This is a genomic window from Acinetobacter sp. AR_0276 (genome assembly GCF_003000705.1).
Lineage (GTDB): Bacteria > Pseudomonadota > Gammaproteobacteria > Pseudomonadales > Moraxellaceae > Acinetobacter > Acinetobacter nosocomialis.
This window is the reverse complement of sequence record NZ_PSQO01000001.1, coordinates 40,908-55,681: the sequence shown is the minus strand read 5'-3', so window position 1 is coordinate 55,681 and position 14,774 is coordinate 40,908. Positions and strand designations below refer to the sequence as shown.

General features: G+C 37.7%; 17 protein-coding genes, 1 pseudogene and 1 other annotated feature. Of the genes and pseudogenes, 8 read left to right on the top strand and 10 right to left on the bottom strand.

The genetic code is table 11. The annotated features are described in order from the left end of the window. Positions 1–9: 9 nt before the first annotated feature. Genes CSB87_RS00305 through CSB87_RS00280 form a run of 6 tightly spaced genes read right to left on the bottom strand, consistent with a single transcriptional unit; the run spans position 10 to position 4,528 of the window. Positions 10–300, bottom strand: a complete 291-nt coding sequence (locus CSB87_RS00305) for an MSMEG_0570 family nitrogen starvation response protein (protein ID WP_004704380.1) — start codon at positions 298–300, stop codon at positions 10–12. Beyond that, positions 293–1,339: a sll0787 family AIR synthase-like protein gene (locus CSB87_RS00300; RefSeq protein ID WP_004704379.1), complete on the bottom strand. Its 1,047-nt coding sequence runs from the start codon at positions 1,337–1,339 to the stop codon at positions 293–295. Before CSB87_RS00300 ends, CSB87_RS00305 begins: the two co-directional genes overlap by 8 nt. Continuing rightward, positions 1,339–1,902 carry an MSMEG_0567/Sll0786 family nitrogen starvation N-acetyltransferase gene (locus CSB87_RS00295; protein WP_004704378.1) on the bottom strand — a complete coding sequence of 188 codons (564 nt, stop codon included), beginning with the start codon at positions 1,900–1,902 and terminating at the stop codon, positions 1,339–1,341. The genes CSB87_RS00300 and CSB87_RS00295 overlap by 1 nt, the downstream gene beginning before the upstream one ends. Positions 1,903–1,912: 10 nt before the next feature. Beyond that, positions 1,913–2,992 carry an MSMEG_0568 family radical SAM protein gene (locus CSB87_RS00290; RefSeq protein WP_004704377.1) on the bottom strand — a complete coding sequence of 360 codons (1,080 nt, stop codon included), beginning with the start codon at positions 2,990–2,992 and terminating at the stop codon, positions 1,913–1,915. Between the two features lie 36 nt (positions 2,993–3,028). Then, positions 3,029–4,021 (bottom strand): Nit6803 family nitrilase, encoded by a 993-nt coding sequence (locus CSB87_RS00285; protein ID WP_005137459.1) that lies wholly within the window; start codon positions 4,019–4,021, stop codon positions 3,029–3,031. A 24-nt stretch (positions 4,022–4,045) separates the two neighbouring features. After that, positions 4,046–4,528 (bottom strand): MSMEG_0572/Sll0783 family nitrogen starvation response protein, encoded by a 483-nt coding sequence (locus CSB87_RS00280; RefSeq protein WP_004704375.1) that lies wholly within the window; start codon positions 4,526–4,528, stop codon positions 4,046–4,048. Positions 4,529–4,744: 216 nt separating this feature from the next. Here CSB87_RS00280 and CSB87_RS00275 point away from each other — a divergent pair, with 216 nt between their 5' ends. Next, entirely contained in the window at positions 4,745–6,682 is a 1,938-nt protein-coding gene (locus tag CSB87_RS00275; protein ID WP_031953700.1) for a sigma 54-interacting transcriptional regulator, read from the top strand. Positions 6,683–7,443: 761 nt separating this feature from the next. On the opposite strand, the gene CSB87_RS00270 is transcribed toward CSB87_RS00275, so the two are convergent. Next, on the bottom strand, positions 7,444–8,148 hold the full coding sequence (locus CSB87_RS00270) for an IS6 family transposase (protein ID WP_031953658.1): 705 nt from the start codon (positions 8,146–8,148) through the stop codon (positions 7,444–7,446). Between the two features lie 405 nt (positions 8,149–8,553). Here CSB87_RS00270 and CSB87_RS00265 point away from each other — a divergent pair, with 405 nt between their 5' ends. Further along, entirely contained in the window at positions 8,554–9,789 is a 1,236-nt protein-coding gene (locus CSB87_RS00265; protein WP_031953699.1) for an ATP-binding protein, read from the top strand. Between the two features lie 45 nt (positions 9,790–9,834). Continuing rightward, positions 9,835–10,539, top strand: a complete 705-nt coding sequence (locus CSB87_RS00260; protein WP_031953658.1) for an IS6 family transposase — start codon at positions 9,835–9,837, stop codon at positions 10,537–10,539. Positions 10,540–10,591: 52 nt separating this feature from the next. Here the strand turns inward: CSB87_RS00260 and CSB87_RS00255 are convergent. Both CSB87_RS00255 and CSB87_RS00250 read right to left on the bottom strand, forming a co-directional pair. Continuing rightward, positions 10,592–11,553, bottom strand: a pseudogene (locus tag CSB87_RS00255) (IS3-like element ISAba19 family transposase); the annotation flags it as partial. After that, positions 11,162–11,278: a sequence feature (AL1L pseudoknot), on the bottom strand. Its footprint overlaps the pseudogene before it by 117 nt. Beyond that, entirely contained in the window at positions 11,522–12,112 is a 591-nt protein-coding gene (locus CSB87_RS00250) for a hypothetical protein (RefSeq protein ID WP_079377875.1), read from the bottom strand. The pseudogene CSB87_RS00255 and the gene CSB87_RS00250, both read right to left, overlap by 32 nt. A 191-nt stretch (positions 12,113–12,303) precedes the next feature. Between CSB87_RS00250 and CSB87_RS00245 the strand changes: the two genes are divergently transcribed. From CSB87_RS00245 to CSB87_RS00225, 5 genes are all read left to right on the top strand, one after another. Continuing rightward, complete coding sequence (locus tag CSB87_RS00245) at positions 12,304–12,606, top strand: type II toxin-antitoxin system RelE/ParE family toxin (RefSeq protein ID WP_000286963.1); 303 nt, start codon at positions 12,304–12,306, stop codon at positions 12,604–12,606. Then, positions 12,607–12,888, top strand: a complete 282-nt coding sequence (locus CSB87_RS00240) for an addiction module antidote protein (protein WP_000985610.1) — start codon at positions 12,607–12,609, stop codon at positions 12,886–12,888. A gap of 107 nt (positions 12,889–12,995) precedes the next feature. Next, positions 12,996–13,523 carry a plasmid pRiA4b ORF-3 family protein gene (locus CSB87_RS00235; RefSeq protein ID WP_002124964.1) on the top strand — a complete coding sequence of 176 codons (528 nt, stop codon included), beginning with the start codon at positions 12,996–12,998 and terminating at the stop codon, positions 13,521–13,523. 108 nt (positions 13,524–13,631) lie between these two features. After that, positions 13,632–13,928, top strand: coding sequence for a type II toxin-antitoxin system RelE/ParE family toxin (locus CSB87_RS00230; protein WP_004647749.1), 297 nt, complete (start codon positions 13,632–13,634; stop codon positions 13,926–13,928). Position 13,929: 1 nt separating this feature from the next. After that, the gene (locus tag CSB87_RS00225) at positions 13,930–14,220 is read left to right on the top strand and encodes an addiction module antidote protein (RefSeq protein WP_031953691.1); all 291 of its coding nucleotides are present in this window, start codon (positions 13,930–13,932) and stop codon (positions 14,218–14,220) included. Positions 14,221–14,315: 95 nt separating this feature from the next. Here CSB87_RS00225 and CSB87_RS20210 read toward each other — a convergent pair whose 3' ends face one another. Further along, positions 14,316–14,576, bottom strand: a complete 261-nt coding sequence (locus tag CSB87_RS20210; RefSeq protein ID WP_079377198.1) for a helix-turn-helix transcriptional regulator — start codon at positions 14,574–14,576, stop codon at positions 14,316–14,318. Between the last annotated feature and the right edge of the window lie 198 nt (positions 14,577–14,774).

Below are 14,774 nucleotides of genomic sequence, written 5' to 3'. Positions count from 1 at the left end.
TTGTTCCCCTTATTCATTGTACATTTCAGTAATTTCAATTTGGTCTTCGTCTTTTAAGGCGAATAAGTTAGCTTGGCGTTTGATCGTGGATAGGCTGTCCATGGCTGAACTACATGCAAAGCCATAACGTACCCGTACTCGTTCTGATGCAGCAGATAAGCCATCTTCAGCCAACTTTAAAAACTGTATTGCTGGATATGAATGTCCTTTAGATAGATATTCATAAATCACCGTGGATGGAGAGTAATATTGAATCAGCTCGCCATTCGGCCATTTCACGGTAAAATTCACGCTAGGCATATGCTGCCTCCTTCTCTATCGGCTCAATCGGTTCCGACTGAGCCTTTAACTTTTTTAAAATTTCGACATAGTTAAAACCAGTAAATGTTTGCTGATTAAAATCCCAAAATTGAGCACTTTGCTTCTGATCATGCACATGAACTTTTCCACTGGCATTACTTTCACCAATCACTGCACAGCAAATTCCCTGACTTTCAAATAACTCAATGATCTCTTCGCATTCGCCTTCATCAGCTGTCAGCAAAAATCCATAACTTGGAAATATTTGTAGCCACGTCTGCCAGTCCACATTTTGTGGTTTTGGAATTTTTTGAAGGTCTATGTCTGCGCCACTTTGCGTTGCCTCAAGTAGCATGAGCAAACTGCCTAAAACACCTGCATTACTAATATCTCGTGCGGCATATACCACTCCTTGCTGGGCAAGTTGCGGCATTACTGAGAGCTGTGCTTGCAAAATACGTCCGGATACACGTTCAAAGCATTTCCAATACACAGTGTTGGGATGAAATTGACCTTGTAGATTTAAAGCAATCAAAATTTTTTGCTGTGGTTTAACATGCAAAACCGATAATAATTTTTGTGCTGTACCTTGAATGGCAACCGATAAAGCTGGCTGATAATTTTCAGCAATATTGCTATGTCCACCAATCATTGCCACATCATATGCAGTACAAGCATCTTGCATGCCTTGCATTAATAATTGAGCATGCTCAACATTTGTATGCCAAAAGCTATTCACAACTGACAAGGCACGACCACCCATTGCTGCAATGTCACTGACATTTGCCATGACTGCAGACCAACCGGCAAAATAAGGATGATTAGCAACAAAACTAGGTAACATCCCTTCACACGCATGTAAAATATATTGATCCTGTATGGCAATAGCGGCAGTATCATCTCCAGGATAAGCATACAAAGCTTGCAGAGAGTTCACTTTATTCAAATTTGGGATCACTACACTTTTAGCAATCATTTGTTTTGATTGCATCGCTGGGGTTTGTCTCAAAAATTCAAGAAGTTGATTGAGTGGCATCATCATTCCACCTCTTTTTGCATATAAGCCTGCATGACCACATGCTGTAGCGGATAATGTTCAATTTGAGCTTGCATCATCATATGTGGAATTTCAGCAACCATTAATTCACGGACACTGTTCCAACATAATTTCTGAAAATAACGCTCATTTTGTTGCTGTACTGTCGCTAGGAATGTTTTACATCCTAAATTTTTTGCCGTCGTCACGGCTGCATTAATCAACGCTTTACCAATAGCATGATGATGGCGGTACAAGGGTTCTACACATAAACGCCCGCCCCACCATGTATTTGTTCCGTCTGGGAAGATACGCACAGCACCTATTACACGATCATGCTCACCAAACATTTGCCCAATCGCAACAATACCTAGAGCTTTAAAGTCGTATTCATCACGATCTTCTTTTAGGATTTTTTGTTCATCACGAAAAGTCGCTTCTCGCAGGCGATAATATTGACGACGTTCCCAATCTTCAGTGATCACCTTGATAACAATGTCATCTGTGACAAACTGTTTAAGGCCTTCATTTAACTCTAATAACCATGGATAACCAGAAAGTTGCATACTGTTTCTCCTACTCATAAGCTTTCAGTGAAGAACATGCTCCACATTTGGCACAACCCGCTTGAGTGTCTTCTGAATGCAATCCATTTTTACGAAGTTGCTCTCCAATTTTGGGATAGAGTGCCCGCATAAAGGCTTGCTCAGGTTTTGAATGATGTTCAAGTGCTGTTCCCTGAATTGGTACAAATGGCACTACAAATGGATAAACGCCCATCTCGGTCAATTTAGCGGTCATTTCGATGATTTCATCTTCCGTATCACCTAGCCCAGCTAAGATATAGGTACTGACTTGTCCCCGACCAAATACCTCTACTGCCGCCTTAAATGCTGCAAAATAAGTATTAAGAGGAACCTCTGCTTTACCTGGCATAATTTTGTGGCGTACCCGCTCACTCACCGCTTCAAGATGCATACCAATGGACACCGCACCTGCGTCTTTTAACTTTTGAAACCATGCAAAATCATCGGGTGGCTCACATTGCACCTGTATAGGTAAATTCACTTCAGCCAGAATAGCTTTCACACTGTCATATAAAATCTCTGCTCCACGGTCTGGGGTGCTTGGTGTACCAGTGGTAATGACCATTTGCTGTACACCATCGAGTTCCACAGCTGCTTTTGCAACTTCTGCTAACTGTTCTGGACGTTTCCGAATTAAAGTACGACCACTTTTTAACGATTGGTCGATCGAACAAAATTGACAAGCCGTAGCTTTATCATTCATACGAATGCAATGTTGTAATACAGTTGTTGCCAAGACGTCATGGCTATGCAAAGTTGCAATTTGTTCATATGGAATACCTTCGTCTGTGGTCAAATCATAGAACTTTGGACGAGCTGGGGCTGTTAAAGTTGCTACAGGAATCTGATTTTTAAATACGATCACTTGGTCAGAATCTGGATCAGCTTTAGCACTGTATGGAGACTCTTGTGCAACCAGATTCAACACAGGAATCATCATCGTCTGCCCAGCTAGGCTGAGTGCCTTATGATCACTTGGCCCTGCACCACCCTTACGAGATAGACCAAATTCGCCCTCCCATTTCAGACCGTTACATTGCAAATCAGTTAAAAGTTGTATTGCAGACATACTCACCCCTTCTCTTTAGAATTGATTTGATAAGGTTTAAACCTGCTCTTCTGTAAATCTGGAAATTTTTTCTAGATTTGTTAAATCCGAAGATTCAACTTTAAGTTCATGTAATACCTGCGTCGGACGACGATCAATCAATAAACTTAACAATTCTGGACGGCTATAATGACCAACTGAATCCATCATGCGTTTACGTTTATCAATTAATGAAAAATCTAAGTCAGCGATACAATAACCTTCACCCTGAGTAATAGGTTCGGCTAAAAATTTCCCTTCAGGCGATACAATAGCGGTGAAGCATCCACCTGAAATTGGACCAATTTCACAACCGGTATCTTGCATGATTTGTTGTTGTTGCTCTGGATGTAGCCATGCAGTTGCATTAACCACGAAACAACCTGATTCCAAAGCATGATGCTGAATGGTGGCACTGATCTGGTCAGCGAACACCTGTCCGACTAATGAACCAGGGAACATGGCAGCATGAATCTGTTCTCCATCTGCCATTAAGGCAAAACGTGCCAAAGGATTGTAATGCTCCCAACAAGCCAGTGACCCCACACGTCCCACAGCTGAATCAATTGCACGTAAACCACTGCCATCGCCTTGTCCCCACACCATACGTTCATGATAAGTTGGAGTAATTTTTCGTCGATGTTGAATGATTGAACCATCAGCATCAAATAACAACTGTGCGTTGTAGATTGTTCCACCTGCACGCTCATTAATCCCAATAGAAACCACCATTTTTGCTTCAGCACAGGCTTGACCAATCGCAAAGGTTGCTTCAGAAGGGACAACCACAGATTCATTGAGCAGTTTTAAATGTTCCTTACCCATTGCAAACGGTGGTTGTACAAAAGAAAAGTAAGGGTAATAAGGCACTACTGTTTCAGGAAAAACAGCAAACTGTACGCCTTGTTTACCTAACTCCAAAATCGTATTACAGATTTTTTGTACGGTTTCCTTTTGGCTATAAAGCACTGGACTACACTGTACTGCTGCTGCTTTTACAATCTGATTCATGTCTTATTCCCCTTTCTTAAATCTTTAAACAGTCCAAGTATCAATGATCAGCGCATTGTCACGACGCATCAGTAATTTCAAGTCCATTACATCTAAAGGATTGATTGGACGAATCCCCTGCATTAATGCTTTTTCCGTTTGACCATATAAAGCTTGTAAAGCGAAACGACATGCATAGACTTCTCCACCTTCTTCCATAAAGGCTTTGAGTTGATTATTCACTGCCAAGTGCCCTGGGAAAGCTTCAGCACCTAACGTTGGGAAACCTCGTTGCACACCTAACTGCACACCTGGACCATAAAGCAAAATTTTGGTTTCAAAACCTTTGCGTAATAAACGTTTGGCTTGGAGGACATTTACCAGACCAATAGACCCTTCAAAAGCTACCGTGTGAAATGTCACTAATGCTTTTTCGCCTGGCTGCGCTTTTACATCTTCAAAGACCTTTTCTTCATAATCGACAAGAAAATCACCATCTTTGTATTGTTCAATATCAACTTTTGGCATAGCAGCTCCTCGTTTAATGCTATTTACAATCAACCATTGTTTGGTTTGAATGTTTTATTGCGAGAGCTGTGCCAATTTCTATTTTCTGGTGGGAATTAATTTATATATAATTGAAATATAATAATTAATATTTTTAAAACGACTCTTTTTGATGATAAATATAATGCTGGAAGGTTATGATTTTTCGTAGTATTATGAAATTTCATAACATATTCTATGAAATTTCGTAGCATGAATAATACTGACTTCATTTCCGATTGGGTAACTACTGAGAATTCAATTCGCCCACTTGCCTTTGAACACACCTCACAAGCCTTACTTGTTTTAGACCCACATCAAAATCAGTTTATTGATGTAAATATTAGTGCTACGAAATTACTCCGCTATGAACGCCATGAGCTGATTCAAAAAACTGTCACTTCAATTTTTGGTCATTTTAGTCAACTTCCAGACTTAGTGGCATTTACAGAAGAAACACTAGCTAAAGGCTATGCATGGAATAATGAGCTATATGCTTTTGATAAAAATGGAGAAAAAATTCAATTCGATGTTAGCTCTGTTTCAATCCCATATAAAAATAAAACTTTACTCATTTGGTCTTTAGTCGATGTCAAAGATCTAGAGCTACGCCAACTGAATAAAAATGCGGATAAAGTCATTCGAGCAGGTCTTAAAGAATGGCAAGCTCTACAAGAACTTTTTATCGATTCTGACACTGGTAAGCATTTGCTGTTGAGCTCAGTAGGTGATGGAATTTACAGTATCAATAAACAAGGATTATGTACCTTTATAAATCCCGTTGGCGCGAGAATGCTAGGTTTAAAACCAGAAGATGTACTCGGTAAAAATATACATAAAATACATCATCATACTCATGAAAATGGATCACATTATCCTGTTGAGGAATGCCCAATATATGCGGCTGTACATGATGGTGTAGTGCATGAGGGGATACAAGAGATTTTCTGGCGTCGTGATGGCAGTTTTTTTCCTGTTGAATTTACAAGTACACCAATCATCCGTGATAGCGAGATCATCGGTGCAGTGGTGGTCTTTAGAGATATTAGCGAACGCTTAAATACAGAAAAACAACTCACCCATGCTCTAATCGAGCTACAAGACTTAAAAAGTCGACTAGAACAACAAAATGAATATTTACAGGAAGAGATATTACAAAAGAATCAATATCATGAAATTGTGGGAAATAGTTCCTCAATCTTGCAAATTATTGAAAAAATTAAAGTAGTTGCTTCTACTGATGCCAATGTCATGATTTATGGTGAATCTGGTACAGGAAAGGAACTGATTGCACGTGCAATCCATCAATCTAGTCATCGTAAACACCAACCACTTATACGTGTTAACTGTGCAGCCATCCCCTCTGAATTGTTTGAAAGTGAATTTTTCGGGCATGTAAAAGGTGCTTTTACGGGTGCTGTCCGTGATCGTGCAGGACGCTTTGAGTTGGCAGATGGTGGAACATTGTTTCTAGATGAAATTGGTGAAATACCTTTAGAATTACAAAGTAAGCTATTGAGAGTATTACAAGAAGGAACATTTGAACGAATTGGTGAAGAAAAAACTCGTCACGTCGATGTTAGGATTATTGCAGCGACTAATCGTAATCTCAAAGAAGAAGTTAAGCTCAAAAATTTCCGTGAAGACTTATACTTCCGCTTGAATGTATTTCCAATCTACTCCCCTGCATTACGTGATCGTAAAGAAGATATACCTCTTTTGGTTAGCCATTTTTCGAAACTGCTTTGTGAAAAACGTAAAGTTAATTATTTACCTTTTTCACAAAAACATATTTTAGAATTACAACAATATGAATGGCCTGGAAATATTCGTGAACTGCAAAATGTAATTGAGCGAGCTATGATTACTGCAAAACAAGGCTCAGTTTCATTTAAATATTTACTGGAACAAGATTTACTACAAGGGAAAAAATCATCATCTGATAGTTCAGAAAATCTCTCAACTCAACAAGTCATGACAATCCATCAACTAAAAGATTTAGAAATTAAAAATCTGATTTTGGCCGTTAAACAATGTGATGGAAAAATCTTTGGTGAAGATGGAGCAGCAGTGCTTTTAGGAATTAACCCTACTACACTCATTTCTAAACTCAAAAAACTAGAGATAGAATATTAAGGCAGCGTTGCTTAAATGAAATAACTTAAAAATATTATAATACTAGGTATCTGCAAACCCAATTCATCCCAAATTTAAGCTTTAGCTAATTTAGCTTTAATATCTTCGCCGATTTCCATTTTATCCCTATCCTCTACAACCAAGAATAGCCTGCTTCCATCGGATAACATACAGCAAGATCATGTTCATGGTGTTTTTCCATAAAATCCTAAGGTTACCTTTTGGTAAGTATAGGAATATTTTTACCGTATAAATACGAAATAATAGTAAGTATCATCACCCCATCAAAGGACATTGATTCTTGAATAAATCGATATTTATACTGGCATTCCAACTAATTACCATTCGTAATACTGAATTTAGCAGCCGCATTGTAATATCTCCTCTAAGTATGCTCTCTGCAATAACTTCAATATTTCCAGATGATCTAATGCCATCAACTAAACAATGCCGCATGTCTGTGCATGTAACTTTGGTTGTCATCTGACAAACAAGGATGGAAATACTTATTCAATTTTCTCTCGAACAATAGAGAGTAAGGAATGCTTTTAAAAGCCAGCTTATCAAGCACGTAATGAAATATTTAATTCGAGCAAGAAAAGACGATATTTTTTGATAATTAACTTTTCAATTTTGATAAAAAGAGGAATTGCTAATGCAGTGGAGTTATAGGTTTGTAAGTGGTGTATTAGTACTTGCCAGTATTATTGGCACTGTTGCAAATAGAAATTTGAGTCGATGAAGTTCCCTTTAAAAAGTGCTTAGAGACCGAAAACCCTGTTGATTAGACACACTTCACCCAGAGGCTGACCATAATAAAATGATGAAGCTTGTCCTTTACGCAGTGCACGCATGACTTCAATCCCTTTAATTGTGGCATAAGCCGTTTTCATAGATTTGAATCCTAACGTGGCCCTGATGATCCGCTTTAACTTACCATGATCACATTCGATCACGTTATTTTTGTACTTAACCTGCCTGTGCTCAATGTCTGGTGGACATTTTCCTTCCTGTTTTAACCGTAATAAAGCACCTCCATATGTGGGTGCTTTATCCGTATTGATCACTTGTGGAATTTGCCACTTTTTCACATTATTTAAGATTTTTTCAAGAAAACAATATGCTGATTTGGTATTACGTCTAGAAGAAAGATAAAAATCAATCGTATAGCCACGTTGATCGACTGCACGATACAGATAAGACCATTGTCCATTTACTTTTACATAAGTTTCATCAATATGCCATGAGCTCAGATCTGTAGGATTACGCCAATACCAGCGTAAGCGTTTTTCTATTTCAGGGGCGTAGCGCTGAACCCAGCGGTAAATAGTCGTGTGATCAACATTCACACCACGTTCGGCAAGCATTTCCTGAAGTTCACGATAGCTGATGCCATATTTACAATACCAGCGCACAGCCCAAAGAATGATTTCGCCCTGAAAATGTCGACCATGGAAAGGATTCATATGCTGCACCTTTAGCTAAAACAGTCTTCAGCTTACCATTCGTGGTTATTTGCAACAGTGCCATCTGATGACCTTAAAATAAACCTTTTAGCAATTCATACGCAATAAGGCTGATACCATTAGCACAACAAAAATGAGTTCCACTCTAGTTAACATCTTAGTTCCATTTACTTTTCACTTAATTTACATATCAGTTAAGTCGTAGCATCAATGAAATAACATGACATGGAAAATAATCAAAAAAGATAGAATCTAGATTTTTATTACTTTTACTATCCGTATACTTCAACAGCAGCTTTGAATGTTTCACTTAACCTTTAAACTTTTCTTAAAATTAAATATATTTACATATGCATTCTAAAATTTGATATAATTTATTAAAACTTTAGATTCTAAGTGTAAATAATGAGAAGCGCTAATATTCGACGTGATGGCTACTTAAAATTTCTGAATACATGGCAAGACCGTGATGTCATTAAAGTACTTTCAGGTGTGCGTCGCTCTGGAAAATCCACCTTATTGGCGATGTTTCAACAAGACCTAAAAGCACAGGGTGTACAAGCCGAAAACATCATTGCCATCAACTTCGAATTTATGGAATTTGAAGAACTCACCGATTACCGTAAACTACATGATTATGTATTGTCCAAAGTTGATAAAAGTAAAAAAAACTATGTTTTTTTAGATGAAATACAACATGTTACAAATTTTGAGAAAGTAGTCGACTCCTTATATGTTCGGGATTATATCGATTTATATATTACAGGCTCAAATGCATTCTTTCTAAGTGGAGAACTTGCGACTTTACTTACAGGACGCTATATCGAGCAACACGTTCTACCTCTGTCATTCCAAGAATTTAAACAGTGGCATATTGAAAATAATCCGATCATCCAACAATTATCCAATCGTGATTTGTATGCCATGTATACGCGCAGTAGTTTCCCTTATACGCTTGCCATGACTAGCCAGCAGGAAACTTATGATTACTTGCAAGCGGTCTATGCCAGTGTAATGTTTAAAGATGTTATTCCCCGTTTGAATACTGCCGATATTAACTCTCTCGAGCGTGTCGCAAGATATTTGGCAAGCGTGACAGGCTCACCTATTTCCATCAATAAAATTAAAAATACCTTTGTTTCAAGTGGGGTTAAGATTTCATTTGAAACAGTAAAACGCTATATTCAGGGCTTACAGGACAGTTTGTTATTTTATAGTGCCGCACAATTTAAAGTACGCGGGCGTGAGTTATTACAATCCTCTGAAAAATACTATTTAGTTGATGTGGGATTGCGCCGGATTATGTTGCCTGATGCTAATGCTGATCAAGGTCATATCTTAGAAAATGTAATTTATCTTGAGCTTATCAGACGAGGTTATACGGTCTATGTAGGGCGGGTTGATGAATATGAAATTGATTTTGTTGCTGTCGATAATTTACAGAATTTAACTTATTATCAAGTGGCATTAGAAACGCTCAATGAGGAGACACTCAGCCGAGAGTTACGTCCATTACAGAAAATTTCTGATTCGTATCCCAAGTATTTGCTTACCTTAGACACGATAGGGACTGAAGCGAATTATAATGGTATTGTAAAAATGAACGCTCTCGATTGGTTGCTATGGCACTGTTGCAAATAACCACGAATGGTAAGCTGAAGACTGTTTTAGCTAAAGGTGCAGCATATGAATCCTTTCCATGGTCGACATTTTCAGGGCGAAATCATTCTTTGGGCTGTGCGCTGGTATTGTAAATATGGCATCAGCTATCGTGAACTTCAGGAAATGCTTGCCGAACGTGGTGTGAATGTTGATCACACGACTATTTACCGCTGGGTTCAGCGCTACGCCCCTGAAATAGAAAAACGCTTACGCTGGTATTGGCGTAATCCTACAGATCTGAGCTCATGGCATATTGATGAAACTTATGTAAAAGTAAATGGACAATGGTCTTATCTGTATCGTGCAGTCGATCAACGTGGCTATACGATTGATTTTTATCTTTCTTCTAGACGTAATACCAAATCAGCATATTGTTTTCTTGAAAAAATCTTAAATAATGTGAAAAAGTGGCAAATTCCACAAGTGATCAATACGGATAAAGCACCCACATATGGAGGTGCTTTATTACGGTTAAAACAGGAAGGAAAATGTCCACCAGACATTGAGCACAGGCAGGTTAAGTACAAAAATAACGTGATCGAATGTGATCATGGTAAGTTAAAGCGGATCATCAGGGCCACGTTAGGATTCAAATCTATGAAAACGGCTTATGCCACAATTAAAGGGATTGAAGTCATGCGTGCACTGCGTAAAGGACAAGCTTCATCATTTTATTATGGTCAGCCTCTGGGTGAAGTGTGTCTAATCAACAGGGTTTTCGGTCTCTAAGCACTTTTTAAAGGGAACTTCATCGACTCAAATTTCTATTTGCAACAGTGCCATTTGCTGCTTCTAAACGATTGGTATAGCGAATGGAAAGATATTGCACACCTCTGTCGGAATGATGAATCACATTCTTTGGCATGCCTCGATCATGCAATGCTTGCTCTAATGCATCAAGCACCATATCTGTATTCATCCGTGTAGATACTTTCCATCCAACAATTGCTCGTGAGAACACATCAATAACAAATGCGGTATATACCCAGCCTGAATGAGTTTGAATATACGTAAAGTCACCCACCCATAGTTGGTTTGGATGATCAGCATTAAAATTACGTTTCACTAAATCATCTGCCCGTTTTTGGTCATCTCGGTTACGGGTGGTTTGTTTATTCTTACCACGCCAAACACCTTGTATACCTAGCTTTTGCATCAATCGAGCAACTGTACAACGTGCAATAACATAACCCTCACGTTTCAATTTTTGCCAAACTTTACGTACACCATATCGACCTGAACTTTCTTTCCAAATTCGTTTAATTTGTTCAGCATGATACTCATCATGTAGATCTCGTTTCGCTCGATGTTCTGGATTGTCAGTGAGATCTAAAGTTCGGTAATAGGTTGAAGGTGCAATCGGTAAAATTCTACAAATCGCTTCAACACCATATCGATCTTTATTGTTATGGATAAAATCCACCATTATTTGTGTGGGCGGTCGAGCTCCGCCTGGGCGAAAAAAGCGGCTGCTTTGCGTAGAATTTCATTGGCACGTTTTAATTCTTTAATTTCACGTTCCATTTGCTTCATTTTTTCTTGGTCAGATATCTGTTGTACTTTGGCAGGATTTAGTTGATCCAGATGCTTTAAATACCAAACACGCAATGTTTCAGGAGTACAACCGATTTTAGGAGCAATAGCTGTGATTGCTGCCCAAGTAGAAGGATAATCTTTTTCAGATTCAATTAGTAATTGAACCGCTCTTTCTCTAATTTCGGGGGTATAGTTTGGTTTTGTCATCGGGATAGTCTCTCAGAATATTGACTCTCCGACAAACCCGGTACGGTTCAGTTCTAATTACTCTGGTAAGTTCTTTCCACGATAGATGAACGTTTTCATAGCCAGGAAATTTATCTAGGGAGCCTTTAGGCAATATTTCAATAACTTGTTTATCAGAGGTATAGTGCTGATGCCAAGATAGAGTAGCTCTCCCCCAGTCAACTACCACTCTGAACTTAAGCTCACTAAATTGTGGCATCTCTTCTAGTTCATATTCATAAAGATTATTTTCACTATATTTTTCATTTACGACCTTGAATACTCCCCAAAATAAAGATTTTTGTCCTTCTGTACCCAAAAAAGATATTATGTAATCAATATTTTTAAATACACTTTTACTTTGTATTCTCTGGTATTCCTCTAGCTCAGCAATATTCAAGAATACATTATCAAAAAGTTCTGAAAATTCTCCATTGCTCTTGTGACGTACATATTTAATTTTAGAAGTTTCATTCAGCGGATTATTCTTTATAAGTGACATTAAGCCTTTAAAAGTCAGTCCAATTTCTTGATCTAGCATATAAATAATTTCTTATGTTTCATAAAAAATGTAGTTTAAACAGAAGAATTTTTTACAGCTATAAGAACTTATAAAATAGATGTAATCTCCTCGATTTAACATAATGGCTGTTATATGAAATTCAGTGCCTCAGGCCTAAAGAACCAAGTTTATGTCTTGCAAAAACGTATCCTATAGGATACATTTTGCTTATGTACTCAATATATACCACAGAAGCCTTTGATGATTGGTTTACCAAGTTAAAAGATCAACAGGCAAAAAGACGCATACAAGTCCGAATTGATCGGGTTGAAGATGGGAACTTTGGAGATACTGAACCAGTCGGTGAAGGTGTTTCTGAGTTACGTTTCTTCTTTGGACCTGGCTATAGGATTTATTACTGCAAGCAAGGGCAAAGGGTCGTTATTCTCTTAGCAGGCGGAGATAAGTCTACGCAAAGTAAAGATATAAAACTTGCCCTACAATTAGCACAAGATTTAGAGGAGGAGCTGTAAATGGCTATCAAACTTCGTAAATGGGATAGTGCTGAGCATCTTAAAACAGAAGAAGATATGCAAGCTTACCTACAAGCCTGTATCGATGAATCTAATGGTGATGCTGCATTCATTGCTAAAGCTTTAGGTAACATTGCTAAAGCTAAAGGAATGGCTCAATTATCACGAGATACAGGTCTAGGCCGAGAAAGTCTTTACAAAGCACTTTCTGGTGATGTTAACCCTAGTTTTGATACTGTGATTAAAGTTGTAAAAGCACTGAATTTACGCTTAGCAATTTAAAAAAGTTATTTAAAAATGGAGCTTTAAGCTCCATTTTTAAATTTCATATAAGGTGTATTATGTTAATTTTAGATTTACTAAAACTATTTTTTGAGAACTAGGCTGTTATGGGAACTGTAAAGCTCAAATCTTCTGATGAAGTTTTTCAATTAAAAATTAGTCTGCTAGGCAGTGATCCTGAAATCTGGAGAACTATTCAAATTTCATCGGCAGCTACTTTATCTAGGCTCCATAAGGCAATTCAATCTGCTTTTGATTGGGAAGATAGCCATTTACATGAATTCACGACTATTAAGCATGAAAAGATCAATAAAAGACAAAAATTGAAAGAAGTTCTACGTGTAGGTAAAAAAATTATATATACATATGATTTTGGCGATTGTTGGGAACATTTGATTACTGTAGAAAGCAGACAATCTCCTGATTTAAATAAAAAATATCCATGTTGTATAGATGGTCAAAATCATGCTCCATTTGAAGATATTGGAGGAATTTTTGGATATCTTGATATTTTAGATGCATTACAAGAACCCAAACATCCAAGATATGACGATTACATGCAAATTATCGAGGATGAAATAGGAGAGATAGAGTTTGATCCGACCTACTTTAATTCACATGATATTAAGTTTTAAACCTGATTTAACATAATGGCGGCTATACGAAATTAATGGATGGTCGTATAGATTACTTGCATATTGTATTCGATCGAATACAATATAGTGAGAAGAAAAGAAATCCTCATGATTGAAATTAAACGTCTACCAGAATTTGATGAATGGTTGGATGGCATTAAAGACAATATGACCCGCATTCGCTTGAATCGCCGATTAGATAAGGTTCAACGCGGGAACTGGGGAGACATTAAACCTCTCCAAGATGGTGTTTGGGAAATGAGAGAGTTCTTCGGTTCAGGATGGAGGATGTATTACATCCAACATGGTGACGTAGTGATTGTAATGCTTGGTGGCGGAGATAAATCAACTCAACAACAAGACATCGATCGTGCAGTCAAATTATCGAAAACGTTGGAGGATTAAAATGGTTAAAGTAGCTGATTTACCAAGTTTTGATATGGCTGAGTCACTCAAAACTGAAGAAGACATCGTGATGTATCTCAATATGGTTCTTGAAGATAATGATCCTGCTGAATTAGCTCATGCCCTTGGTGTCATTGCTAAAGCTAGAGGTATGACCCAAATTGCTAAAGAAGCAGGGATCGGACGTGAAGCACTTTATAAAGCACTTCGCCATGATTCAGCACCACGTTTTGATACGATTAATCGTGTAGTAAATGCTTTAGGCTTAAAACTAAGAGTGCAACACGCCTAAGAATTTGAAAGATATATTAAAAATGGGAGCTAAAGGCTCCCATTTTTAGATTCGTATAACGCGTATTATATTAATTTGAGTTTTTATACATAATTTTATTCAGTTTTTATAAATTGATTAGGTGTGGTATTAAATAAAGATTTGAAAGCATGAATAAAAGCTGAAGGCGAGGAATATCCTAAGTCAAATGCGATCTCAGTTACCGTCTTGCCCAATACTAATAATTCTAGAGAATATAATAAGCGTGCTTTTAGACACCATTTAGTATATGGAATTCCTGTATATTTTAGAAATAAACGTGAAAACGTTCGTTCTGAAAGTAGCAAATAATCAGCTGCTTGCTTTAGGGGGATCATTACACAGGGATTTTTTTGGATTTGTAGACATAATTTAAAAAATGCAGGGTTATGAGGAAAGGGAAGATTAAATTGAGCATCTGGCAGAGTAATTAAATCTTCAATTAATACCTTTATCTTACGCCCATCAGTTCCATTCTCATCCTAATCAACAGGAATAGTAGTACAAGCATGATGGATAAATTCAACAAAGAGACT

Excerpts from the sequence above, each read along its gene's own strand:
- CSB87_RS00240 (WP_000985610.1), top strand. The coding sequence starts at position 12,607 with ATGGCTATCAAACTTCGTAAATGGGATAGTGCTGAGCATCTTAAAACA.
- CSB87_RS00260 (WP_031953658.1), top strand. The coding sequence starts at position 9,835 with ATGAATCCTTTCCATGGTCGACATTTTCAGGGCGAAATCATTCTTTGG.
- CSB87_RS00290 (WP_004704377.1), bottom strand. The coding sequence starts at position 2,992 with ATGTCTGCAATACAACTTTTAACTGATTTGCAATGTAACGGTCTGAAA.
- CSB87_RS00270 (WP_031953658.1), bottom strand. The coding sequence starts at position 8,148 with ATGAATCCTTTCCATGGTCGACATTTTCAGGGCGAAATCATTCTTTGG.
- CSB87_RS00285 (WP_005137459.1), bottom strand. The coding sequence starts at position 4,021 with ATGAATCAGATTGTAAAAGCAGCAGCAGTACAGTGTAGTCCAGTGCTT.
- CSB87_RS00295 (WP_004704378.1), bottom strand. The coding sequence starts at position 1,902 with ATGCAACTTTCTGGTTATCCATGGTTATTAGAGTTAAATGAAGGCCTT.
- CSB87_RS00230 (WP_004647749.1), top strand. The coding sequence starts at position 13,632 with ATGATTGAAATTAAACGTCTACCAGAATTTGATGAATGGTTGGATGGC.
- CSB87_RS00265 (WP_031953699.1), top strand. The coding sequence starts at position 8,554 with ATGAGAAGCGCTAATATTCGACGTGATGGCTACTTAAAATTTCTGAAT.
- CSB87_RS20210 (WP_079377198.1), bottom strand. The coding sequence starts at position 14,576 with ATGATCCCCCTAAAGCAAGCAGCTGATTATTTGCTACTTTCAGAACGA.
- CSB87_RS00250 (WP_079377875.1), bottom strand. The coding sequence starts at position 12,112 with ATGCTAGATCAAGAAATTGGACTGACTTTTAAAGGCTTAATGTCACTT.
- CSB87_RS00305 (WP_004704380.1), bottom strand. The coding sequence starts at position 300 with ATGCCTAGCGTGAATTTTACCGTGAAATGGCCGAATGGCGAGCTGATT.
- CSB87_RS00235 (WP_002124964.1), top strand. The coding sequence starts at position 12,996 with ATGGGAACTGTAAAGCTCAAATCTTCTGATGAAGTTTTTCAATTAAAA.
- CSB87_RS00300 (WP_004704379.1), bottom strand. The coding sequence starts at position 1,339 with ATGATGCCACTCAATCAACTTCTTGAATTTTTGAGACAAACCCCAGCG.
- CSB87_RS00225 (WP_031953691.1), top strand. The coding sequence starts at position 13,930 with ATGGTTAAAGTAGCTGATTTACCAAGTTTTGATATGGCTGAGTCACTC.
- CSB87_RS00245 (WP_000286963.1), top strand. The coding sequence starts at position 12,304 with ATGTACTCAATATATACCACAGAAGCCTTTGATGATTGGTTTACCAAG.
- CSB87_RS00275 (WP_031953700.1), top strand. The coding sequence starts at position 4,745 with ATGAAATTTCGTAGCATGAATAATACTGACTTCATTTCCGATTGGGTA.
- CSB87_RS00280 (WP_004704375.1), bottom strand. The coding sequence starts at position 4,528 with ATGCCAAAAGTTGATATTGAACAATACAAAGATGGTGATTTTCTTGTC.